This window comes from Nocardiopsis protaetiae, assembly GCF_045446735.1.
GTDB lineage: Bacteria > Actinomycetota > Actinomycetes > Streptosporangiales > Streptosporangiaceae > Nocardiopsis > Nocardiopsis protaetiae.
This window is the reverse complement of the sequence record NZ_JBJJBV010000107.1, coordinates 1-20,050: the sequence shown is the minus strand read 5'-3', so window position 1 is coordinate 20,050 and position 20,050 is coordinate 1. Positions and strand designations below refer to the sequence as shown.

Sequence of the window (20,050 nt, the reverse complement as noted above, 5' to 3'; positions counted from 1 at the left end):
ACACGTCAGGTCAGACGGTCACCTCGGCTTCTTTCTCCAACAGGGCGACGAACTCCGTGATCGCATTGGCCGGAATTCGGCGGGCGCGGCCGACCTTGACGAAGCGCAGGCGTCCGGCACTCATCTGCTCGTAGAGTTCGGCGCGGCTCAGCCGGAGGACCTCCGTCGCGTCCTCAACGGTGTAAAGCGCTTGGGGGAGACGCTGGGCAGGGATCGCGTGCTCGGTCATGATGGATGTGCTCCTCTCGAAGGAGTGCGGTTCCGGCGGTGTGCTTGGCGGCTATGCGCCGGGGCCGCTTCTGCGCTCTCAGCGGTGTGTGGGTTAAAGGGACTCGATGAACACGCCGACGGAGTCGGCGGCGGTCATCAGCCCCCCGAACGCGCCGGAGACGATTCCGGCGGCGGTCTCGGGGCTCTGAACCACGAAGATCACGACGATGACCGTGACGACGGCGGGCCAGATCTTCTTGGGCTGCATGGGGATCACTCAAGGGCTCCTTACGTGGGTCGGGGCTGGGGTGAGTCGGACAGTCGGACACTGGGGTGTTGGGGGTGTCCTAGTCGTTTTCGCTGGTCAGAAGATCAATCGGACAGTCGGACACCGGGGACACCTCCGGTGAGCGGGCGGCGTGGTAGCGGCCGGAGGCGTCCTTGGTGAGCTGTCCGGCCTCACTCATGCGCGAACAGGTCCGGCGGACGGTGCCGGGATCGATGTCCGGCAGGCCCTCGACAACGTCCTTGGGGCGGGCGCCGGGGTGCTCGCGCACGTAGCGCAGCACGGCGGCGCGGGTGTCGCCCACGGTGTGCTCGGCGGCCGGTCCTTCGAGCAGTTCCCACGCGCCGCGGTCGGCGTGGAACTTGAGTGCCTTCTCGTCCTCGTCCACGTCGCGGCCGGTGACGTGCAAGATGCCGTCGGCTTGGCCGCGGGCCCTTTTGAGCACGAGGGTGGCGTCGGCGGCCCCGGCGAGTCCGTTGGTGCCGGAGACCTCCGCCAGGAAGTCGTCACTTCCCGCCTTGCGGACGTGGTGCACCAGGACGACGCAGATCCCGTAGGCGTCGGCGAGCTTCTTGGCGTGGCCCACCGCGGCGTAGTCGGCGTCATAGGCCGACGCGCCGGGGGCGGAGGTTCCGCGGACCTTGGCGAACACGTCGATGACGACCATGCGGGCGTCGGTGTTGCGGTCCAACCAGGACGCGATGTGTTGGGCCCCTCCCTGGGGCAGGGGCGGGCACTGGGTTGCCAGGGTCAGCCCGGCGGGTGCGGGGCGCCCGGCGAGGATCTTGCCCATGCGGTTCTGCAACCGGCGCGGGGTGTCCTCCAACGCGAGGTAGAGCACCGGTCCGGCCTGGACGGGGACGTTCTCCAAGGCGGTGCCTCCGGCGGCCACGGACAGCCCGAGTCCGAGGGAGAGCCAGGACTTGCCGACCTTGGGCGGTCCGGCCAGCAGGTTGACGCCTTCGCACAGCAGCCCGGGGACGGCCCAGCGGGGTTCGGGGAACTCGGCGGCCATGAGTTCGGCGGCGGTCCATGCGGTGCGGCGGCGCTGCTTCGCGGCCTCTTCTTGTTCGGTGGGCGGGACCGGCGGGACGGTGTGCAGGTGTTGGGGTTCCAACGGGTTGGCGGTGTTCATGCGGCAGCGACCTTCCGGGGTCGGTGGGCCCCGGCTCGCAGGCCGGAGGCGATCGTTTTCGGGATCTCGCGCGGGCTCTGCCCGACCCGGGCGGCGGCCTCGAACAGCCACGCGGTCACCTGCGCTTCGGTGAGTTCGCCCCCGGCCACGAGTTGCCCGAGGGCGATCGAGGCGGTGTACAGGGCGTTGTTGCGTTCCTTGGGCGGTGCGTCGGTGATCCGGGAGAGTTCGGCTTCGACGGCGGAGCGCAGGTAGGCGGTGCGCCGGTCGGTGGCCACCGGCACCCGCACCGGACGTTGCGGCGGCAGAGGCGCGGGCTTGAGCAGGGTGGCCAACCAGGCTGGGAGCGGCGCCGCGGGGTCCCGGTTGAGGTGGGTGTAGGAGCCGGTGCCGACGCGGGAGCCGGGGCCGACGACGTAGCCGCCGTGGGCGCGGGTGTCGATCAGCCACCCGAGGCCGGACCCCTTGTCGCCGCTGGTGTTGGTGAGCCGCTCCCCGGCCGGGTGGGTGAAGTACAGGTGCAGGCCGCCCCGGCGGGTGCGCACGGTGAAGGTGTCCAGCGGCAGCGGCTGCCCGGCGCGTTCGGCCACGACGGCGAACACGTCGGCCCCATCACGTACCCCGGGCAGCGCCCACCGCGGCGGCGGGGTCTGGCCGGGTTTGGGCATGTCCAGGTCGATCACCACCAGGCCGCTGGGGCCGGTGGCGATGCCGTAGTTCGCCGCGGGCCAGCGCTGCCACCAGGCGCGGATGCGGTCGGGGTTGGTGGTGGCGGCCTGTTCCCAGCGGCGCACCAGCGGGGGGCCTTTCTCGCCGGGAGTGAGCGGGAAGACGTGCCAGCCGCGGCGGGCGGCGGCCAGAGCGGACGGCAGGGCGCTCATGCGGCGGCTCCCAGCTCCCACGCTTCGGGGGTCTCGCCCGTGTGGCAGGCGGGGCACTCGCCCAGCGAGGTGGGGATGACGTAGACGAACACCTGTTGGCAGGTCGGGCAGGTGCGGCGGGCGCGCATCGCGGCGGCCAGCGCGCGCTCCCGGGCGGGGGTGAACTCTTCCTTCGGGCGGGCCCGGTCGATCCGGTACAGGGCGGCGGTGCGCACCCCGCCCTTCTTGGCGCGGCGGGAGCGCCACATGAGCTGTGCGTCGGCGTAGGAGGTGCCGGGGCGCAGGCCCATGGCGTCCAACTGCTTGCGGGTGGCCAGCCGGTCGTCAAGGATCCAGGCCGTACCCCAGGGGTAGGTGGGCAGCCCGTAGCGGGCGCCGGTCGGGTCAAGGAAGGCGGTCACGGGGTGACCTCCGTCCGGTGGTGCTGCATCATGGGAGTGCTCCTGTCGGTGGGTTCGCCCGGTGGCGGGGGTCGCTCCTTGCGAGTGGCGCGGTCCCGGTGGGTTGCTTGGTGGCTATGCACCGGGACCGCTTTTTCGCGCCCCCACACCAGAGGTGGCTACTTTGCGTGACGGGTCGTGGGTAGGGTTCGGCGTGGGACGCGTTGTGCCCTACGCCCGCTCAGGGCCCGATCCGGGGGTGCGCGTTCAGGGTCGAAACCCGAAATCAGCCCTGTTCAGATGCCGGATTGGCCGATATCGGGGTCGAAACCGGTTTCGGGGTCGACTCGAAACCGGGCCGTCCCCCGAAACCACCCTCGTTGGTCACTCTTCGTCGTCGTTGGTGTCGTCCGGCTCGGTGGGAAGGTCGTCGTAGCGGACCCCCTTGGCGCCGCCGCAGCACTCCCGGATGGTGAGCTGGCGGGTGGGCACCTTGAACGGCTTGAGGGCGTTGCTCAGCGCCGCCGACCGGGCCGCCTGGGCTTCGCGCTCCTGCTCGGGGCTCATCTCCCCGAGCGGAGTACCGGTCTCCACCCACGGCCCGTACAGGTCGGCCCGGTACTTGGCCAGGGCTTCCACCAGGCGGTGGGAGTGCACCGTTGAGGCGCCGTCCGGCCAGACGGCACGCAGGTGGTCCACGATGGTGGTGGCGTCGGCGTGTTCGACCTCTTCCCCGGCGGCCTCCCCGGACAGGGTCCCGGCGGCGGTGCGCAGCGCCAGGGCGCGCTTGCCGATCTCTTCGGCCTCGGTCTGCTTGATGAACGCGCACCTGACCGTCCAGTGGTCGCGCTGCTTGGCCAAGATGCCAGTGCCCACCTCGTTGGCGGAGATGTCGGTGGCCCGCAGGCCGCGGGCGAACGCCCCGGTACCGAGCACGTTGTTGTTGGCGCGCCAGTCCATCACCGCCAAGCACAAGCGCGTCCCGGCGTTGCGGGAGACCGTGGGCGGCAGGGACTTGGCGTCGGGGTCCTGGGTCAGCAGCACCAGGATGATGCCGTAGGCCCTCGCTTTCTTGATCAGCCGCTTGCACAGCTCTTCGGCTTCCTTGCCGTACTCCTCGTGCCCGAACAGCTCCTGCGCCTCATCCACGATGATCGCCATCGGTCCCAGGTGCTGCTTGGGGTAGCGCTTGGCCAGCTCACGCGAGGTCCTGCGCCCCTCGGGCACCTCCGACACCGGCAGGGACTGAATGAACTTCTTGCGGCGCTTCTGCTCGGTCACCGCGGCCCGCAGCCCCTGGATGGTGGCCTCGATGTCCTCGTCATCGTCACCGGACACGTACCGGTGGCAGACGGGGCGGACCGATCCCAGGTCACCGGAGCCCTTGAGCTCGTACACCCACAGCTGCGCGGTCGGGTCCAACGCGACCCCGAGCGCGACGGCCAGGGCGGCAGAGGTCTTCCCGGACCCGGGGATACCTCCCACCAGCAGGTTGGAGTACATCAGCGTGATGGGCACCAGGTTCCCGCGCGGGTCCCACCCCAGCGGGATGGGCTTGAACACGTCCGCCTGACCCGAGTGCATGAGCGGCCAGATCTTGCGGGGCTCCCGGGCCGGGTCGCGCTTGGCCACCCACAGGTTCAGCCGGGCCGGGTGCTCCTGGGGGTCGGTGGACGGCCACACGGTGCTCAGCGGGCGGCGCATCGCGGCGGCCAGGTCCTCGCGCTTGTCCAGCACAGAGGCGGCGGTGGACCCGGGCGGCAGATCGAGTTCGGCCCGCCATCCGGGGCCATCGGTCTGGATGGGGTGGGCGAAGTCGACCTTGCCCTTGACACCGATCGCTTCCAGGGCCGTCACGATCTCGTCCGAGGTCAGCGGGGTCTGCATGTGCGGGGAGGTCCACCGGTCGATGATGGGCTTGGCGTCGGGCTTGCGACCGGCCGCCCCGAACCCGGCCAGAGCGGCCACGATCGCGGACACCGACGCCCACGCCGGGGCGGTGCCCAGCGCGACGGCACCGACCACGGCGACCCCGAGCGCCACCACCAGGGAGGAGAGCAGCCGACCGCGGATCCGGGCGGTGTGCTGACGGGACAGCATCATGTACTCGCTGGTCCGGTTACCGGTCGCGGCGTGCTTGCGCAGCTCGTTGGCCTCGATGTCCAGCGCCCACCGGCCCCAGTGCGCCAAGGCGCGGCCCACGCCGCGCGGGGACCGGGAGACCAGCTTGAGCAGGTAGACCGGGGAGCGGGTGGCCCGGTAGGCGCCCATCCGGGCGTAGTACTCGATCAGGAACCGGGCGGCGTCGGTGAACTCCTCCCGCGAGCGCAGGTAGGACGGCACCAGGTCCGGGGCGGTGTCCAGCACCGTCCGCCGGTCCTCCAACCAGGTGCCGCCTTCCTTGGGCAGGACGTCGACCGGCCGGGCCGTGGTGGCGGAGTCGGTGTCCAGGACCTCGACGTCGGCGTCATCGACCACTTCGACGTCGGTCCCGGCCGGGGCGGGCTCGGTCGCGGGGGCGGCGCCGATGGTGGGGCGGGTGGCGGTCCGGTCGGGGAACGGCACCACCCTTGCCTCATCGGCTGTGGGGACGTCTTCCTTGGTCAGGTCCCAGGGGGCGGGGTGGGGTCCGGGGCGGGTCATGATGGTGGTCTCCTCACTGGTTCTCACTGGTGCGGGGTGGGGGCGGCGGCCGGGTTCTTGGCGGGATCGGGGCCGCCGCCCCTGTCGGGTCATTCCTGGTGTTCGGCGGCGTGGTCCTCGCGCAGGGCCGACACGAAATCGCGTTCTTCCACGTACACGTCGGTGAACCATCCGCAGGTGCATCGGGCCTGGTAGAGGTAGCTGCCGTCCGCCAGGGCGTAGGGCTGGACGAAGGACTCCCCATCCCGGCGGGCGAACAGGTCGAACAGGCCCATCAGGCGGCCTCCTCTCCGGTGAGCGCGTCGACCACGCTCAACTGCCCGGGAACGGTGGTCTTGCGCTCCTGGCGGGCGGCGAGAACGCGCTTGGCGCGGTCGTAGCCGCACCCGAGAACACCCATGGCGCGGCGCACGGAAACACCCTCGGGAACGTCTCCGGAGCCGATCAGGGCGTCCAACTTGGCCATCAGGTCGGCGTCGGACAGCTCCCGGCTGGACGGCTTGGCTGCGGTCGGGGTGGCGGACTTGGGGACCTTGCGGCCCTTGTCCGAACGCTCCTTGCGGGGCGTTTCCGAACCCTGCTGTTCGCCCTGCTCAACGGTCGAACGGCGACCGCTCCCCGTAGTCGGTTCGGCAACGCTTCGGGCCTTGTCCGGGGCGGTGTGGCCGGGGGCGGGGCGGGAGCACTCGACAACGGCCAGCCGTACCGTTCCGGGCGGGACCATGAACGCGTTCTCGGCCCACCGGGAACGGTCCACCGGCACCGCGGCGGGGGTGTCCTGGGTGTTGTCGTCGGACTCGTCGGACCCCTCGTGATCGACCAGCGAGGGCGCTTCCGAACCGTCGTCCAACCGCCAGGGGTTGGCGTGGGTGACGCCGTCCTGCACCAGGCTGATGAGGTAGGCGGTCCCCGCGGCGCCGACCGGTCCCAGGGCGTGCCCGGCCAGCGCGGCGAACGCCGCTCCGGACAGCTCGTCCGGCCAGTGCCCGGCGAAGTTCAGCAAGATGCTGGTCGCGAGAGCGCCGAACTCGATCCGCACGGCCCGCTCATCCAGGTCCCCACCGGCGGACTGGAGCTGAGCGCGGATGATGATGATCCCCGCGACGATCCCCAGCAGGGCCGGTTCGACCAGCCAGGCCGCCAAGGCGGCGGGGCTGTCCTCCTCCAACCCGAGCAGGGTGACCATTCCGGCCTGCACACCGGCCGCGGACCAGGCGCCGAAGGCGACCAGCACGGGGATGAGCAGACCGAGCGCCATGGTGCGGGTGGTGGCGACGCGCTGGGCGCGAGCCTCCCCGGACTGGTAGACGTCGTAGCGGGTGCGGGCTTCCAGGCCGGTGAGCGTGGCCTTGCGCTTGATGCGGTCGGCGCGGGCCCGGGCGCGGCGGGCGGCGCGCTTGGCGGCGACTTCCTCGCGGACCTTGGCCATGTCCTCACGGCGGGTGAGGCGTTCTCGGAGCTGTTCGGGGGTGGGTTCCTCAGCGGCGGTCATCGGGGTCACCTCCTTGCGGGTGGTCGACGGCGGGTGGGGCCAGCGGGGCGGCGGCGAGGTCGGCGGCCCTGTCCAGGGCCAGGGCGGCACCGGCCAGGGGGAGCGCGGCCAGTCGGAGCACGATTACGGTCAGGGCCAGCAGCAGCACCACGGCCAGGGCTAGCAGGCCGGTGGTCTGGATCATCTGGGTGGTGGTCACCGGTCGCTCCTCTCGCGGCGTTCGCGGGCGGCGCGGATGCGGGCCAGGTCTCCGGCCCGGTCAGGCATGACGTGGCAGAAGAACAGCACCAGGCCGATGAGACAGGTGGGCAGGATCAGCAGGATGGCGATCATCGGTCAGCCCTCCGTGAGCCAGCCGGGGAGCTGGCGGGATGCGAGGGTGACGGTGATCCGGTCGGTGTGCTGGGTGGCCACGGCCAGCGCCCGCAGGACGGCAGCGGTGTTGGTGGCGTCCAGGCCGACCACCTCGGACAGGTCCACCGGCACGTTGCTGGTCAGGGACAGCGCGATGTGCAGCACCGTGACGGCGGAGGACGACGCGGGCAGGGAGCCCCGGTTCAGGGCGCCGCTGACCTGCTGCCAGTAGATGGCGGTCGCCTGGCGACCGTTGGCGTCGAAGTAGGGCTCCAGGTGCCGCTGGAAGTCGGGGCGGTTCAGCCACTCGCCGTGGGCGATGAGCAGTTCCACCGCGGCCATGTCCAGGGAGTCGCCGTCGGCCCACCTGCGCAGGTTCTCGGCCAGGGTTTCGGTGTTCTCGGGGTTCTGGCGGTCCATACTGGTGTTGCCTCCTTTGAGGTGAGCGGCCCCGGCAGAGCTTCCAGGCGGATGCCGGGGCCGCGCTGTGCGTGCGGGTAGGGGGTTAGCCGCCGTACACGGCCATGAGGACGACGCCGATCAGGACGGCGGGCGCCAGGACGAAGAGGCCGAAGCCGCTGATCGCCTTCTCGAAGTCCATGGGGTTGCTCCTGTTCAGTGGTTGTTGTGGGGGTAGCTGGCGGCGGGGTCTGCGGGGTCGTAGTAGGTGCCGCAGGTCGGGCAGCACAGGTTGACCAGGCGGGTCACGGTTCGTACGAGGGCAGCCAGAGCTTCCATGAGCAGGCTCCTTGCGGGTGGCGGCCCCGGCGGGTTGTGCTTGGTGGCTATGCGCCGGGGCCGGTCGGGTAGACCGTGGTGGTCCCCTAGCCGCCCGGCAGGACGGGCCGGGCAGCGCGGGCACCCAACGGCGCGGGGCCTGCTACCGGTTCCAGGGGAGGCGGACCGTCACGGTGGCGTTGTCCAACCGGTCGACCTGCACAGGGCTGGTCTGGGTCTCGGTGCTGCCGTCCTCGTAGGTGATCGTGGTGGTGTCGCCGTTGGTGTCGATGGACTTGATCTTCTTGCCGCTCACCGGGGCTCCTTCAGGGGTTCGCGTTTCGAGGTGGACCGTGTGGTCCCGGCACCGCCCCGCAGGGCGGCACCGCCAGCACACGGGCGGTTACCGGGGGTCAGCCCCGCCAGTACTCATCCGGCGGGGTGGCGTACAGGCGCTCCACAGCGGCCGGTACGTGCTCGGTCGCGACGTCGATGTCGCCGGTGGCGGCGAAGAGCGTGACCCACACCGCTTCGAGCGCCTCATGGGGCAGGGTCCGGGCCGGACGGCCCGCCAGGGCGTGCACGACGGTGATGTCTGCCAGCCGCTGAAGCTCGGTCGCGTCCACCCAGCGGGCGCCGGTGGTCTCCTCGGGGTCCGGGGCCAGCTCTCCGGTGGCTTCCACGTCGTACAGCCACCAGTGGTGGCCCGGGGTGGGCAGCGCGGGCAGCGACTGGCACAGGTTGGTCAGGCGCACCTCGTGGATCAGCTCGTAGGAGAGGACCTCCAGCCCGACCTCCTCGCGCATCTCGGCCACCAGGGCGTCGATCACGTCGGTGTGGGCGTCGTAGACGTGTCCGGCGACCGGGGCCTGACCGATGGGCCACCAGGCGCGGCCGATGAGCAGGTACTCCCAGCCGGTCGCGGTCCGGCGGCGCACCCGGGCACCGACGCTGGTTCCACAGCACCGCTTGGTCGTGTCAGTCGTGGTGGTCATGTGATCGGTCCTTCCGTCGTGCTGGTCTGTGGAGGGGTCAGGCGGCCCTGCGGTAGCGGAGTTCATCGGCTGTGAGGCCGCCCCAGATGCCGACGGTCGGCCGTTCGCGGTCGGCCAGTTCCAGGCACAGCTCCCGGGCGGGGCATCCGGCGCACAGGACCCGGGCGGAGCGGATCCGCAGCTTCTTCGCGGTCTTGGTCTCGCCCCTGTTGCTGGCGCTGGTGTCGGGCTCGAAGAACAGGGCGGTGTTGACCGGGTCGGCGCACGGGGTGTCGGCGGCGCTGATCGCGGCGTACAGCTGCCCGGTGGGCAGGTAACGCAGGTCGTCGGGGCGCACAGAACCTCCTTCAGGCATGCGGAATAAGGGCTGTTCAGGGCCCTGCTGGTGGCTACGAAGCAGGAACTTGAGCAGGCTTGCTAGTCACCTAGCTTGGCTAGCCAAGCTAGGCCAGTCAAGAGGGTTGTGGAATTTTCTTTCTAGGCTGCCTAGCCAGGCTCCCTTAGGCTGGTGGCATGAGCATTGACCCGGAAGACCCCCGTCCGCCGTTTCAGCAGGTAGCCGCCTCATTGAGGGCTGCCATCCTTACCCGGAAGCTAGAGCCGGGTAACCAGTTGCCCTCTGGTGCCGAACTCGCCAAGACCTACGGCGTGGCTCGGATGACCATTCAGCAAGCCATCCGCCTACTGCGGGACGAAGGGTTGGTGGTCTCCCAGCAGGGCCGCGGCGTCTTTGTTCGTGAGCGCACATCCCGGCCAGTGGGGCTGCGTCCCCACATCGAACGGGCGTTCTCGGCCAAGAACGTGACCATCGACTTCGCGGGTTTCGGGGGCGAGACCCTGCATGGCGCCCTCCAAGAGCCACTGGACAAGGTGCGGGAAGGACGACTGTCGCCGGAGAGCGTCAGGATCCGCATCCTGGTTCCTGATCTCTCGGCTCCGATGGGGCTGCCGGTCCGAGCGGACACCTTGTCCGATGACCCCGAAGTGCGTAAACGGATGCGCCGGATCATGCTCCGCTACACCCAGGGGATCGAAGACGTGGTGCACGAGCTTGAGAACCTTGGGCTTGTTCAGAGTGCCACGGTGAAAACTCGTGTCTACTCCGTCGCTCCGATGTTCAAGCTGTACATCATCAATAGTCAGGAAGCGTTCTTCGGCTACTACCCGGTCAAAGAGAACACTGTTCCCATTGGCAAGGAGAAGGTTGAAATCTTCGACCTTATGGGGAGGGATGCCACTCTCTTCCATCACGCCGCTGATGAGGATTCAGAATCGATGGGATCGCAGTACATTGCACAGTCCCAGATGTGGTTCGACAGCATTTGGGAAAACGTCTCCCGGGAGCGTGAGGAATGACCCCTGAGGAAGAGAACGTCATCCGCCGCTGCCGCGCGGTTCTGCTCGACTTCGACGGCCCTGTCTGCGATGCCTTCGCCGGTTACCCGGCTCCCCGGGTAGCCCGTGACATGGTTTCCAGGGCTGTCGATGCCGGAGTCTCCGTTCCCCTGGAAATCAAAGAAGAGACGGATCCCATGGAAGTACTCAGGGGTCTTTTCAAGATCGCATCCGAGTGGCATTCCGAGGCTGAGCGAGTACTCCGGGAAGCGGAGACCGTATCCGTCACTGAGGCATCCCCGACATCGGGAGCGATTGAATTCATGGAAGCGTGCCGAGAGACCGGGCGGCCCTTGGTGGTGGTCAGCAACAATTCCCCGGAAGCGGTGAATGCCTTCCTGGGCAAGCACGGACTTGCCTCGCTCACCTTGGGGATCTTCGGTCGGTCCCGTTTGTCGCCGAAACTGATGAAGCCGCACCCCCACCTTCTTGAGGTCGCGCTTGAAGGGTTGTCCGCGGCCCCGGGCGACTGCCTCATGGTGGGCGACTCGGCGACCGACATCGAAGTGGCCAAGGTGATGGGGGTCCCCGTAGCGGGCTACGCGAACAAGGCCGGCAAGGCGGAGCGCTTCCGCGCTCTCGGGAGCGATGTCGTCACCGAGGACATGGCGGAACTCGCCACGCAGCTACGGGCGGCCGGTCCGCTCACATGAACTGGTCGCCTTCAAGCAGGTTCAGGGGTGTCCCTGGTGTCCGACTGTCCGATTGATCTTCTGACCAGCGAAAACGACTAGGACACCCCCGACACCCAAGTGTCCGACTGTCCGATTGAGGGGCTGAAACACCCCGGGGTGTTCCAGCACACCACCGATCACGCCGCGATCCGTCACATGTGCTCAAGGTTGCAAGGGTCGGCGCCCTCAGATGCCTACAGGCGGGCGACCACGATCGCCCGAAGGTGATCCATCGTGGCTGGAAGCCGACGGCTCACAGGGCTTCTGAGGCGCCTGAACCGGAAGCCGACGGCGATAGACAGCCGCAGCATTCCGTGGACGTCCGTGGATGGTTGAAAGCGACACCCATCAGTCGGGGACGCCTCCTGCGGAGCGGCGAACATCGACTTCGGCCAAGAGAAGGGGGCCAGACGCTGTCTGCGTCTGGCCCCCTTGGGGTTTCGGGGTGCGCTGATCTGGTACTTCACTCTTCCAATGGGTGCCTAGCAGGGTGCCTAACCCGGACGGACGCCCATAGACGCAGCCGGACGCGGGTGGAATTCCAGGCCCGAACAAGTCAGGAACCGCTGCCTTCAGCGAGGTCAGGAGCGTAGTACTCATCCAGCGGGATGGGCCCGCGGTAGCCCTGGCACATGCACTGGCGGTAGGTGGAGCTCTGGGAGCCGGTCCAGCGGCCCGGGATGACCACCTGGGTCTGGCACTTCTTGGTCTGCTGGTCGTGGAAGACGAGGTGGTGGCCGCAGCCGCACAGGGGCTGCGGGTTGCGCTCTCCGGGGTTCAGCGCCCGGGCCTGCTCCTGTTTGCGCTGTTCGACGAGGGCCTCCTTGGCCTGGCGCCTCGTGACGAGGCGGCCAACCACGAAGCCGCCCAGAGCGATCGCCGCACCGAACACCATGGAGAACGGATCCATCCGTCGCCACCTCTTCCCTCGACCCGCGGCCCCGTGCACAGGGCCCTGTTCCCATTGTCCCCCATCGCCCTGTGGGACGACCGGGCCCCCGCGGAGGTTCCCCGGTCGGGCGTGTCCGCGATGTCACGGAAAGTAGTGCAGAGATTTCTTTGCATCTGAATCTTTGCAAAGAAATCTTTGGGATAGCGTCGGGGTATCACCGAAAGGAACCGTGATGACCTCCGCACCCCCCGCACCTCCCGCGTCCTCGGCCCGCGCCGACCGCCTCGGCGGCGCGTTCCACCGCCTGCTGGCCGCCTCCGGGCTGACCAACCTCGGCGACGGCATGCTCGCGACCGCGCTGCCGCTGATCGCCGCCACCCTCACCCACGACCCGCTGGCCGTCTCCGGGCTGCTGGTCGCCCGGTTCCTGCCCTGGCTGCTGGTCGCGCCCTTCTCCGGGGTGCTGCTGGACCGGGTGGACCGGCTGCGCGCCATGGCGGCGGCCAACGCGGTCGCCGCCGCGGCCGTGGCGGCGCTGGCCGTGGTCGTCGCGCTGGGCCGCGCCGAGATGTGGATCCTGTACGCGATCCTGTTCCTGGTGATCACCTGCGAGACCGTCTCGGACCCGGCGGCCCGGATCAGCGTGGCCCGGCTGGTGCCGGGACGGCTCCTGGACCGCGCCAACGGCAGGCAGGAGGGGATGCACCTGGTGGCCCAGGACTTCCTGGCCAAACCGGTCGCCGGACTGCTGTTCGCGGTCGCCGCCCTGCTGCCGGTGGCCGGGGTCGCCCTCTCCTACGCCCTGTGCGTCGTGCTCGTGTTCACCGTCGTCCTGCTGCTGCGCCGCCGCCCCGAACCCGACGGCGAGGCGGCCGCGGGCGGACCGTCCGAACCGCGGGCCGGAGTGTTCGCCTCCCTGCGCGAGGGGCTGGGCCACGCGTTCGGCGACCGCCTCATCCGCCGCATGATGTTCACCAACGCCGGGACCATGGCGGGCATACAGATGGGCACCGCCGTGATGGTGCTGCACGTCCAGCAGGTGCTGGGGGTCCCCGTCGCCCTCTACGGCGTGTTCATGGCCGCCATCGCCGTCGGTGGGGTCCTGGGCGCGGCGGTCGCCTCCCGCCTGGTGCTCGCGATCGGCCGCCGGGCCGTGATGACGACCGGCTACCTGGGCATGGGCCTGGGCCTGGCCGCCATGGCGTTCACCACCGACGCCCGCCTGGCCGCCGCGGCCTGGGTGCTGATCGGCGTGTCCATGACCACCTCCAACATCGCCGGGTCGGTGTTCTTCCAGACCGTCGTCCCCGAGCACCTGCGCGGCCGGGTGTCCGCGGCCTTCCGCACCGTCGGCTGGGGCACGGCCCCGGCGGGCGCGCTGGTCGGCGGGCTGCTGGGCCGGATCGACCTGGCCCTGCCCTACCTGGTCGGCGGCCTGCTCATGGTCGCCACCGTCCTGGTCTTTCGGCGCACCATCGCCGAGTGCGCCCGCCGGTGCGACGAGGCCACCGCCCGCCTGGCCGGGGGCGACCGATGAGGAACTCCCTGCACCACGCGTTCGACCGCTACGGTGAACCCATGCCCGACGAGCCCCTGACCGACGACGAGGACGCCTTCCCCGAGGAGGGCGAGCAGTTGCAGGTGGACGCGAACGCCCTGCGCGGCCTGGCCCACCCGCTGCGCGGGCGCCTCCTGGAGGAGCTGACCCGCAACGGTCCCGCCACCGCCACCATCCTGGGCCAGCGCCTGGGGGAGAGCAGCGGCGCCACCAGCTACCACCTGCGCCAGCTGTCCCGGTTCGGGTTCATCGACGCCGCCCCCGGCCGCTCCGGGGGCCGGGAGCGCTGGTGGCGCGTCCGGCCCGGCGGCTGGAGCATGCAGGGCCACGCGTTCCTGGCCGACCCGCGCACCCGCGCGGCCGCCGAGATCGTCCTGGGCCGCTACTACCACCAGCGGGAGGAGCACTTCCGCGACTGGCGCGAACTGGTGCTGGAGCGTCCGGACGACCCGGACGTGCGCCGCTGGAAGGACTCCGCCTCCGACTCGCTGTCGCACCTGCGGATGACACCGCGGGAGACCAGGGAGTTCACCGAGGCGCTGTACGGCTTCCTGCGCGACTACACCCAGCGCTTCGAGGGCCGCACCCCCGAGAGCCACCCCGACACCGACGGCGTCGAGGTGCAGGTCAACATCTTCCCCACGCTGCCGCCGCGGCGGGAACGGGAGGAACGGGGCGGGGACGGCTCCTAGCCGTCGCGGAGCTTCTTGAGGGTCGCCACGTCGGCGGCGTGCGGGCCCGCCGGGCCGGGGGTCTCCACCACGATCGGCACCCCCGCGCTCACCGGGTGGACGAACAGCTCCCCGAACGCGTCGGCGCCGATGAACCCGGCCCCGATGTTCTCGTGCCGGTCCTTGTTGCTGCCGCACGGGGCCTTGGAGTCGTTGCCGTGGACCACCCGCAGCCGGTCGGCGCCCACCACCTCGCCGAACCGGTCCAGGGCGGTGCGCATCCCCTCCCGGGTGGAGATGTCGTGCCCGGCGGCGAACAGGTGGGCGGTGTCCAGGCACACGCCCACGTTCGGGTGCCACTCCAGCGCCTCGAAGTAGGGCACCAGGTCGTCGACGGTCGCGCACAGCACCTGGCCCTGCCCGGCCATCGGCTCCAGCAGCACCGGCGGGACGTCCTCGCCCAGGCGCTCCAGCAGCGGCAGCAGCCGCTCCCGCATCCGGGCCAGGCCGGCCTCCCGGCCGCCCGACACCGCCGAGCCGGTGTGCACGACCACGCCCAGCGCCCCGATCGCGGCGGCCCGGCGCAGCGCGTGCTCCAGGGAGACCACCGACTTGCCGGCCACCTCCTCGTCGGGGGTGCCCGGGTTGATCAGGTAGGGGGCGTGCACGAACACCGGGAGCCCGGCCCCGGCCCGCTCGCGCATGCGCGCGTCCTGGGCCGGGTCGCCCCCGTTGGTCGCCCAGCCGCGCGGGTTGGACACGAACACCTGGACGGTCTCGGCGTCGATCTCGGCGGCGTAGGCCAGGCCCTTGTCGGCCATGCCCCCGGCGACCGGGACGTGCGCGCCGACCGGGGACGGGGCCTGGGGGGAGCGGGTGTGCTGCGTGGTACTCATCGGTCGACCAGCCTAAACCCTGCCCCGCAGCGCCCCGTCCCGGTGGGCCGGTGTCCCCGCTCACCGGGGGCGTCACCCGCGGCCGCGCGCGGTCACCCCAGCGGCCGGTGGGAGCGGAACAGGCCCCGCGGGTCCAGCCGGTTCCGCAGCTCCAGCAGCCGGGCGTGGTCGCCCGGGGCGAACGCGGTTCCGGCCCGGTCGGCGTCCACCGGCCCGAACGACAGGGTGAGCGAACGCCCCAGGGTGTGCCCGGCCAGCAGCTCAGAGGCCCCGGCGCGCAGGTCGGCCATGGCCGGGGTGTCCCGCTCGGTGTCCAGGGTCAGCAGGGTCAGCGCCACGGCGGCGTCCCGGTTCCCGACGGCGTCGGGAACCGCGGGCGGACGCTCCAGCGCCCCGCCCAGGCGGCGCAGCCACACCGCCGCCATGAAGGGCGCCGCGGCCGCCCGCCGGACCACCTCGACCGCCTCCCCCAGCGGGAAGCGGTCCAGCAGCAGCCCCTCGCCGCGGTAGGCCGCCGGTTCGTCGTGGTCGTCGAACACCGCCGCCGACGCGCTGTAGGGCAGCACCCCCAGGGCGTCGGCGACCAGTGGCCCGGCCTTCCGCAGCGGCTCCACCAGGCCGGGACCCCGCTCGACCGGCCCCGACCAGGACACCGCCACCCGGGCCGACAGGCGGCCGCGCAGGTGCGGCGGCAGGACGGGCAGGTCGGGATAGGAGACCACCGACACCCCGGTGGTCATCTCCTCGGGCAGGTCCTCGGCCCACCGCCACCAGGCGCCGAGCACCGCGGCCGGGTCGCCGCCCAGGTCGAAGAGCAGCCCGCCGCCGTAGAGGCGCTCCACCGGGACCAGGCCGATCTCCATCCCTGTGACGGCCCCGAAGCCGAGGAGCCCGCCGCCGCGCAGCGCCCGGAAGAGTCCGGGGTCGGAGCCGGCGGTCACCGCGCGGGCCCCGCCGTCGGCCGTGACCAGGTCGATGCGGTGTACCAGGTCGGAGGAGAAGCCGTACCGGCGGGCGAGCAGGCCCACGCCGCCGCCCAGGGTGTAGCCCACCGCGCCCACGGACGGGGAGCTGCCCGACAGCGGCGCCAGCCCGTGGGGTGCCGCCGCCTCGATCACCCGCCGCCAGGTGGCGCCCGCCCCGATCCGGGCGGTCCGGCGGACGGGGTCCACGTGCACCCCGTCCATGTGGTGCGTGTCGATGAGCACCCCGCCGGACAGGCCGGTGCCGCGGCCGTGGCCGGTGGCCTGGACGGCCACCGGGAGGTCGTGTTCGGCCGCCCACGCCACGGCCGCGCGCACGTCGTCGGCGTCCGCGGCCTCGACCACGGCGGCGGGCCGGTGCGGGTCCAGGAGCTGGACACCGGTGCGGGCCCGTTCGTGGCCGGGCGAGCCGGGGGCGTGCACGGCCCCCGACAGCCGGGCGGCCAGGGTGCGCGCCGCCGTGTCCGTCGTGTTCGTCGTGTTCGTTCGATCCGTCATGGGGGTCCTCCGGGACTCGTTTCCGTGCCGTCCCGGCCACCGTAGGAACCCATGCGGCCACATCACGGCCGCAATGGACGGCATCCTGGGGAACATGAGCGAATCCGTCCGGGCCGGGCTGCCGCAGCGGCTCCTGCGCCTGCTGTCCCTGCTCCAGGCCCGCCGCGAGTGGACCGGACCCGACCTCGCCGACCGGCTCGGCGTCAGCGCCCGCACCCTGCGCCGCGACGTCGACCGGCTGCGCGAACTCGACTACCGGATCGAGGGGGTGCCCGGCGTCGCGGGCGGGTACCGGCTCGCCTCCGGGCGCGACCTGCCCCCGCTGCTGCTGGACGACGAGGAGGCCGTCGCGCTCGCGCTCGCGCTGGTCGGCGCCGAGGGCGCGCGGGAGGGGGCGCTGAGCGCCCTGGCCAAACTGGAGCGGATCCTGCCCGCCCGGCTGCGCCCCCGGCTGGCGGCCGTCCGGGACAGCGCCTCCGCCGTGCCGCCCCGGCACGACGACACCGACCCGGCGACGCTGGGCCGGCTGGCCGCGCACTGCCGCGACCGGGTCGTCACCGCCCTCACCTACCGGCCCCGGTCGGGGGAGCCCGGCGAGCGGCGTGTGGAGCCGCACCACCTGGTGTCCCACGGCGGCCACTGGTACCTGATCGCCCACGACACCGGCCGGGACGACTGGCGCACCTTCCGGGTGGACCGGGTCGACGACGTCCGCGCCACCCACGGCCGGTTCGACCCCCGGGACCTGCCCGACCCGGTCGGCCACCTGCTCGGCGGGTTCGCCGAGGCGACCTACACGCACACCGTGCGGCTGGCCGTGGCCCTGCCGGAGGCGGAGGTGCGCGGCCGCCTGTACGGGCCGTTCCCCGGGCGCATCGACCCCGACGGCGCCGACCGGTGCCGGATCCGCATCAGCGCCGACTCCCCGGAGCTGGTCGCGCAGTACACCGCGGCCGTGCTGTGCCTGGACGCCGACGTCACCGTCGAACAGGTCTCCCCCGAGATCTCCGGGCACCTGCGCCGGGCCGGAAGGGCGCTACGCTCAAGCCCGTGAGCACGCTGACCGAACACCCCGCACTCGCCGACGTCATCGCCGCCTTCGAGGACGTCTACCCGACCTCCTGGGCGGCCTCCTGGGACCGGGTGGGCCTGGCGGTGGGCGACCCCGCGGCCCGGACCGCCAAGGTGCTGTTCGCCGTCGACCCCGTCGAGGCCGTCGTCGACGAGGCGGTCACCTGGGGGGCGGACCTGATCGTCACCCATCACCCGCTCATGCTGCGGGGCGTGCACAGTGTCGCCGCCGACACCCCCAAGGGGCGCGTCGTCCACCGGCTCATCCGCGCCGGGATCGCCCTGTACACCGCGCACACCAACGCCGACACCGCCGCGCCGGGGGTGTCCGACGCGCTGGCCCGCGCGGTCGGGCTCACCGGCCCGCTGCGCCCGCTGGAGCCCGACACCACCGACCCCGACGGCCGCCGCGGCATCGGCCGCGTCGGGGACCTGGACGGCCCGATGACGCTGCGCGACTTCGCCGCCCGGGTCGCCGCGGGCCTGCCCGCCACCGCGCCCGGCGTTCGGGCCTCGGGTGACCTCGACCGCATCGTCACCACGGTCGCGGTGTCGGGCGGGGCGGGCGACTCCCTGCTCGACGCCGCCCGCGCCGCCGGAGTGGACGCCTTCGTCACCTCCGACCTGCGCCACCATCCCGCCTCGGAGTTCGCCGAGCGGCCCGGCGCCCCCGCGCTCATCGACACGCCCCATTTCGCGAGCGAGTGGCCGTGGCTGGCGGACGGGGCGGCCGCCCTGGCCGACTCCCTCGTTCGGCGCCTGGGCCCGGATGGGGCTAACGTGGAGACCCGCGTGTCCACCACGGTGACGGACGCCTGGTCACAGGCGTTCCCGTCGGCCTGACACACCCGCCCGCTGCCGGGCATCCGACCGAACTGCACAGAGTTGAGGGCGCGGACGGCGTACCGGCCTTTCCGACCACCCCAGGAGAACAAGTGAAAGCCGAACCCGCCGCTCAGGCCAGACTGCTCGACCTCCAGGAACTGGACCTTGAGGTCCAGCGCCTGGACCACCGGTCCGCGACCCTGCCCGAGGTCGCCGAGGCGACCCGGCTCGCCGAGCTCGCCGACCGCCTCGACGGCGAGCTGATCGCCGCCCAGACCCGTCTGTCCGACGCCGAGCGCGCCCAGCGCAAGGCCGAGAGCGACGTCGACCAGGTGCGCTCCCGCGCCGCCCGCGACACCGAGCGCCTGGAGTCGGGGCGCATCACCAACGGCAAGGAGCTGCAGAACCTCCAGTCCGAGATCGCCTCGCTGAGCCGCCGCCAGGGCGAGCTGGAGGAGGTCGTGCTGGAGGCGATGGAGCAGGTCGAGACGCTGACGTCGGAGGTCGCCCGGCTGACGGCCGCCGCCGAGGACGCCCGCGTCCAGTACACCACCGTGGTCGCCCGCCGCGACACCGCCGCCGCCGGGATCGGGCTGGACCGGGCCCGCGTCGTCGAGAACCGGCAGCGGGTATCCGAGGACGTTCCCGAGCCGCTGCTGTCCCTGTACGACAAGCTGCGCGCCCAGTACGGCGGCGTCGCCGCGGCCCCGCTGCGCCACGGCCGCTGCGAGGGCTGCAAGCTGGTGCTGAGCCCGGCCGAGATCGGGGAGATCCGCTCGGCCGCTCCCGACGACGTGGTGCGCTGCGAGGAGTGCCGCCGCATCCTGGTCCGCGTTCCGGAGCCGGAGGTCCAGTGAGCACCGGGTGGGGTGCCCCCGACACCTCGCCGACCCGGTTGCTGCTGCTGCGCCACGGCCAGACCCCGCTGTCGGTGGAACGCCGCTTCGCGGGCCGGGGCGACATCCCGCTCACCGAGGCGGGACGCGCCCAGGCCGCGGCGGCCGCCCGCCGGCTGGCCGACCGGAGGGTCGACGCGATCGTCGCCTCGCCGCTGCTGCGGACCCGGCGCACCGCCGAGTACGCCGCCGAGGCCCTGGGCCTGGCGGTGGAGGTCGACGACGGGTTCGTGGAGACCGACTTCGGCCTCTGGGAGGGGATGACCTTCGCCGAGGCGCGCGAGCACGACGCGGTGGCGGTCGACCGGTGGGTGTCCGACCCGCAGGCGGCCCCGCCGGGCGGCGAGGACTTCGCCGCGGTGTCGCGGCGCGTCGGCGCGGCCCGCGACGCCCTGGTGGAGCGCCACCGGGGGCGCACCGTCCTGGTCGTCACCCACGTCACCCCCATCAAGACGCTCGTCCAGCAGGCCCTGCTCGCCCCGGTGCAGGCCCTGTACCGGATGCACCTGGACACCGCGAGCCTCACCGAGGTGGACGTCTACGCCGACGGCCCCATGGTGATGCGGTCGTTCAACGACACCTCCCACCTGGCCTGAAC

26 protein-coding genes are annotated in these 20,050 nt (G+C 71.8%); 8 read left to right on the top strand and 18 right to left on the bottom strand.

Annotated elements, in window-relative coordinates; all coding sequences use genetic code 11:
- Positions 1-10: 10 nt before the first annotated feature.
- The 15 genes from ACJOT3_RS17490 to ACJOT3_RS17420 form a co-directional block, all read right to left on the bottom strand.
- A complete protein-coding gene (locus ACJOT3_RS17490) occupies positions 11-229 on the bottom strand; it encodes a helix-turn-helix domain-containing protein (protein ID WP_274813067.1) in 219 nt (72 codons plus the stop codon).
- Between the two features lie 93 nt (positions 230-322).
- Complete coding sequence (locus ACJOT3_RS17485) at positions 323-487, bottom strand: hypothetical protein (protein ID WP_406973905.1); 165 nt, start codon at positions 485-487, stop codon at positions 323-325.
- A 70-nt stretch (positions 488-557) separates the two neighbouring features.
- On the bottom strand, positions 558-1,631 hold the full coding sequence (locus ACJOT3_RS17480; protein ID WP_406973904.1) for an AAA family ATPase: 1,074 nt from the start codon (positions 1,629-1,631) through the stop codon (positions 558-560).
- Positions 1,628-2,512 carry a bifunctional DNA primase/polymerase gene (locus ACJOT3_RS17475; protein ID WP_406973903.1) on the bottom strand — a complete coding sequence of 295 codons (885 nt, stop codon included), beginning with the start codon at positions 2,510-2,512 and terminating at the stop codon, positions 1,628-1,630. The genes ACJOT3_RS17480 and ACJOT3_RS17475 overlap by 4 nt, the downstream gene beginning before the upstream one ends.
- A complete protein-coding gene (locus ACJOT3_RS17470; RefSeq protein ID WP_406973902.1) occupies positions 2,509-2,913 on the bottom strand; it encodes an RRQRL motif-containing zinc-binding protein in 405 nt (134 codons plus the stop codon). The genes ACJOT3_RS17475 and ACJOT3_RS17470 overlap by 4 nt, the downstream gene beginning before the upstream one ends.
- 363 nt (positions 2,914-3,276) lie before the next feature.
- The gene (locus tag ACJOT3_RS17465; RefSeq protein WP_406973901.1) at positions 3,277-5,535 is read right to left on the bottom strand and encodes a zonular occludens toxin domain-containing protein; all 2,259 of its coding nucleotides are present in this window, start codon (positions 5,533-5,535) and stop codon (positions 3,277-3,279) included.
- Between the two features lie 89 nt (positions 5,536-5,624).
- Positions 5,625-5,810 carry a hypothetical protein gene (locus ACJOT3_RS17460; protein ID WP_406973900.1) on the bottom strand — a complete coding sequence of 62 codons (186 nt, stop codon included), beginning with the start codon at positions 5,808-5,810 and terminating at the stop codon, positions 5,625-5,627.
- Complete coding sequence (locus tag ACJOT3_RS17455) at positions 5,810-7,027, bottom strand: hypothetical protein (RefSeq protein ID WP_406973899.1); 1,218 nt, start codon at positions 7,025-7,027, stop codon at positions 5,810-5,812. The genes ACJOT3_RS17460 and ACJOT3_RS17455 overlap by 1 nt, the downstream gene beginning before the upstream one ends.
- Positions 7,014-7,226: a hypothetical protein gene (locus ACJOT3_RS17450; protein WP_406973898.1), complete on the bottom strand. Its 213-nt coding sequence runs from the start codon at positions 7,224-7,226 to the stop codon at positions 7,014-7,016. Before ACJOT3_RS17450 ends, ACJOT3_RS17455 begins: the two co-directional genes overlap by 14 nt.
- Positions 7,223-7,360, bottom strand: coding sequence for a hypothetical protein (locus tag ACJOT3_RS17445; RefSeq protein WP_406973897.1), 138 nt, complete (start codon positions 7,358-7,360; stop codon positions 7,223-7,225). The genes ACJOT3_RS17450 and ACJOT3_RS17445 overlap by 4 nt, the downstream gene beginning before the upstream one ends.
- 3 nt (positions 7,361-7,363) lie before the next feature.
- Complete coding sequence (locus ACJOT3_RS17440) at positions 7,364-7,801, bottom strand: hypothetical protein (protein ID WP_406973896.1); 438 nt, start codon at positions 7,799-7,801, stop codon at positions 7,364-7,366.
- A 195-nt stretch (positions 7,802-7,996) separates the two neighbouring features.
- Positions 7,997-8,119, bottom strand: a complete 123-nt coding sequence (locus ACJOT3_RS17435) for a hypothetical protein (protein ID WP_406973895.1) — start codon at positions 8,117-8,119, stop codon at positions 7,997-7,999.
- Positions 8,120-8,261: 142 nt separating this feature from the next.
- Entirely contained in the window at positions 8,262-8,414 is a 153-nt protein-coding gene (locus ACJOT3_RS17430) for a hypothetical protein (protein ID WP_406973894.1), read from the bottom strand.
- Between the two features lie 97 nt (positions 8,415-8,511).
- Complete coding sequence (locus tag ACJOT3_RS17425) at positions 8,512-9,093, bottom strand: NUDIX domain-containing protein (protein ID WP_406973893.1); 582 nt, start codon at positions 9,091-9,093, stop codon at positions 8,512-8,514.
- 37 nt (positions 9,094-9,130) lie between these two features.
- A complete protein-coding gene (locus tag ACJOT3_RS17420) occupies positions 9,131-9,430 on the bottom strand; it encodes a WhiB family transcriptional regulator (RefSeq protein ID WP_406973892.1) in 300 nt (99 codons plus the stop codon).
- A 176-nt stretch (positions 9,431-9,606) separates the two neighbouring features.
- Between ACJOT3_RS17420 and ACJOT3_RS17415 the strand changes: the two genes are divergently transcribed.
- Positions 9,607-10,449, top strand: a complete 843-nt coding sequence (locus ACJOT3_RS17415) for a GntR family transcriptional regulator (protein ID WP_406973891.1) — start codon at positions 9,607-9,609, stop codon at positions 10,447-10,449.
- Entirely contained in the window at positions 10,446-11,141 is a 696-nt protein-coding gene (locus tag ACJOT3_RS17410) for an HAD family hydrolase (protein ID WP_406973890.1), read from the top strand. The genes ACJOT3_RS17415 and ACJOT3_RS17410 overlap by 4 nt, the downstream gene beginning before the upstream one ends.
- Before the next feature lie 577 nt (positions 11,142-11,718).
- On the opposite strand, the gene ACJOT3_RS17405 is transcribed toward ACJOT3_RS17410, so the two are convergent.
- Entirely contained in the window at positions 11,719-12,072 is a 354-nt protein-coding gene (locus tag ACJOT3_RS17405) for a hypothetical protein (RefSeq protein ID WP_406973889.1), read from the bottom strand.
- A 214-nt stretch (positions 12,073-12,286) separates the two neighbouring features.
- Here ACJOT3_RS17405 and ACJOT3_RS17400 point away from each other — a divergent pair, with 214 nt between their 5' ends.
- Both ACJOT3_RS17400 and ACJOT3_RS17395 read left to right on the top strand, forming a co-directional pair.
- The gene (locus tag ACJOT3_RS17400) at positions 12,287-13,591 is read left to right on the top strand and encodes an MFS transporter (RefSeq protein WP_406973888.1); all 1,305 of its coding nucleotides are present in this window, start codon (positions 12,287-12,289) and stop codon (positions 13,589-13,591) included.
- 41 nt (positions 13,592-13,632) lie between these two features.
- Positions 13,633-14,304: a helix-turn-helix domain-containing protein gene (locus ACJOT3_RS17395; RefSeq protein WP_406973887.1), complete on the top strand. Its 672-nt coding sequence runs from the start codon at positions 13,633-13,635 to the stop codon at positions 14,302-14,304.
- Here the strand turns inward: ACJOT3_RS17395 and ACJOT3_RS17390 are convergent.
- A complete protein-coding gene (locus ACJOT3_RS17390; RefSeq protein ID WP_406973886.1) occupies positions 14,301-15,179 on the bottom strand; it encodes a deoxyribonuclease IV in 879 nt (292 codons plus the stop codon). The genes ACJOT3_RS17395 and ACJOT3_RS17390 overlap by 4 nt on opposite strands.
- A gap of 92 nt (positions 15,180-15,271) precedes the next feature.
- Complete coding sequence (locus ACJOT3_RS17385; protein WP_406973885.1) at positions 15,272-16,660, bottom strand: FAD-binding oxidoreductase; 1,389 nt, start codon at positions 16,658-16,660, stop codon at positions 15,272-15,274.
- A gap of 94 nt (positions 16,661-16,754) precedes the next feature.
- On the opposite strand from ACJOT3_RS17385, the gene ACJOT3_RS17380 reads away from it, so the two are divergent.
- From ACJOT3_RS17380 to ACJOT3_RS17365, 4 genes are all read left to right on the top strand, one after another.
- Positions 16,755-17,714: a helix-turn-helix transcriptional regulator gene (locus ACJOT3_RS17380; RefSeq protein WP_406973884.1), complete on the top strand. Its 960-nt coding sequence runs from the start codon at positions 16,755-16,757 to the stop codon at positions 17,712-17,714.
- Positions 17,711-18,574, top strand: a complete 864-nt coding sequence (locus tag ACJOT3_RS17375) for a Nif3-like dinuclear metal center hexameric protein (RefSeq protein ID WP_406973883.1) — start codon at positions 17,711-17,713, stop codon at positions 18,572-18,574. The genes ACJOT3_RS17380 and ACJOT3_RS17375 overlap by 4 nt, the downstream gene beginning before the upstream one ends.
- A 92-nt stretch (positions 18,575-18,666) precedes the next feature.
- A complete protein-coding gene (locus ACJOT3_RS17370) occupies positions 18,667-19,413 on the top strand; it encodes a zinc ribbon domain-containing protein (protein ID WP_406973882.1) in 747 nt (248 codons plus the stop codon).
- Positions 19,410-20,048, top strand: coding sequence for a histidine phosphatase family protein (locus ACJOT3_RS17365; RefSeq protein ID WP_406973881.1), 639 nt, complete (start codon positions 19,410-19,412; stop codon positions 20,046-20,048). The genes ACJOT3_RS17370 and ACJOT3_RS17365 overlap by 4 nt, the downstream gene beginning before the upstream one ends.
- Positions 20,049-20,050: the final 2 nt, after the last annotated feature.

Excerpts from the sequence above, each read along its gene's own strand:
- ACJOT3_RS17490 (WP_274813067.1), bottom strand. The coding sequence starts at position 229 with ATGACCGAGCACGCGATCCCTGCCCAGCGTCTCCCCCAAGCGCTTTAC.
- ACJOT3_RS17480 (WP_406973904.1), bottom strand. The coding sequence starts at position 1,631 with ATGAACACCGCCAACCCGTTGGAACCCCAACACCTGCACACCGTCCCG.
- ACJOT3_RS17475 (WP_406973903.1), bottom strand. The coding sequence starts at position 2,512 with ATGAGCGCCCTGCCGTCCGCTCTGGCCGCCGCCCGCCGCGGCTGGCAC.
- ACJOT3_RS17465 (WP_406973901.1), bottom strand. The coding sequence starts at position 5,535 with ATGACCCGCCCCGGACCCCACCCCGCCCCCTGGGACCTGACCAAGGAA.
- ACJOT3_RS17460 (WP_406973900.1), bottom strand. The coding sequence starts at position 5,810 with ATGGGCCTGTTCGACCTGTTCGCCCGCCGGGATGGGGAGTCCTTCGTC.
- ACJOT3_RS17455 (WP_406973899.1), bottom strand. The coding sequence starts at position 7,027 with ATGACCGCCGCTGAGGAACCCACCCCCGAACAGCTCCGAGAACGCCTC.
- ACJOT3_RS17445 (WP_406973897.1), bottom strand. The coding sequence starts at position 7,360 with ATGATCGCCATCCTGCTGATCCTGCCCACCTGTCTCATCGGCCTGGTG.
- ACJOT3_RS17440 (WP_406973896.1), bottom strand. The coding sequence starts at position 7,801 with ATGGACCGCCAGAACCCCGAGAACACCGAAACCCTGGCCGAGAACCTG.
- ACJOT3_RS17435 (WP_406973895.1), bottom strand. The coding sequence starts at position 8,119 with ATGGAAGCTCTGGCTGCCCTCGTACGAACCGTGACCCGCCTGGTCAAC.
- ACJOT3_RS17425 (WP_406973893.1), bottom strand. The coding sequence starts at position 9,093 with ATGACCACCACGACTGACACGACCAAGCGGTGCTGTGGAACCAGCGTC.
- ACJOT3_RS17415 (WP_406973891.1), top strand. The coding sequence starts at position 9,607 with ATGAGCATTGACCCGGAAGACCCCCGTCCGCCGTTTCAGCAGGTAGCC.
- ACJOT3_RS17410 (WP_406973890.1), top strand. The coding sequence starts at position 10,446 with ATGACCCCTGAGGAAGAGAACGTCATCCGCCGCTGCCGCGCGGTTCTG.
- ACJOT3_RS17405 (WP_406973889.1), bottom strand. The coding sequence starts at position 12,072 with ATGGATCCGTTCTCCATGGTGTTCGGTGCGGCGATCGCTCTGGGCGGC.
- ACJOT3_RS17400 (WP_406973888.1), top strand. The coding sequence starts at position 12,287 with ATGACCTCCGCACCCCCCGCACCTCCCGCGTCCTCGGCCCGCGCCGAC.
- ACJOT3_RS17395 (WP_406973887.1), top strand. The coding sequence starts at position 13,633 with ATGCCCGACGAGCCCCTGACCGACGACGAGGACGCCTTCCCCGAGGAG.
- ACJOT3_RS17390 (WP_406973886.1), bottom strand. The coding sequence starts at position 15,179 with ATGAGTACCACGCAGCACACCCGCTCCCCCCAGGCCCCGTCCCCGGTC.
- ACJOT3_RS17385 (WP_406973885.1), bottom strand. The coding sequence starts at position 16,660 with ATGACGGATCGAACGAACACGACGAACACGACGGACACGGCGGCGCGC.
- ACJOT3_RS17380 (WP_406973884.1), top strand. The coding sequence starts at position 16,755 with ATGAGCGAATCCGTCCGGGCCGGGCTGCCGCAGCGGCTCCTGCGCCTG.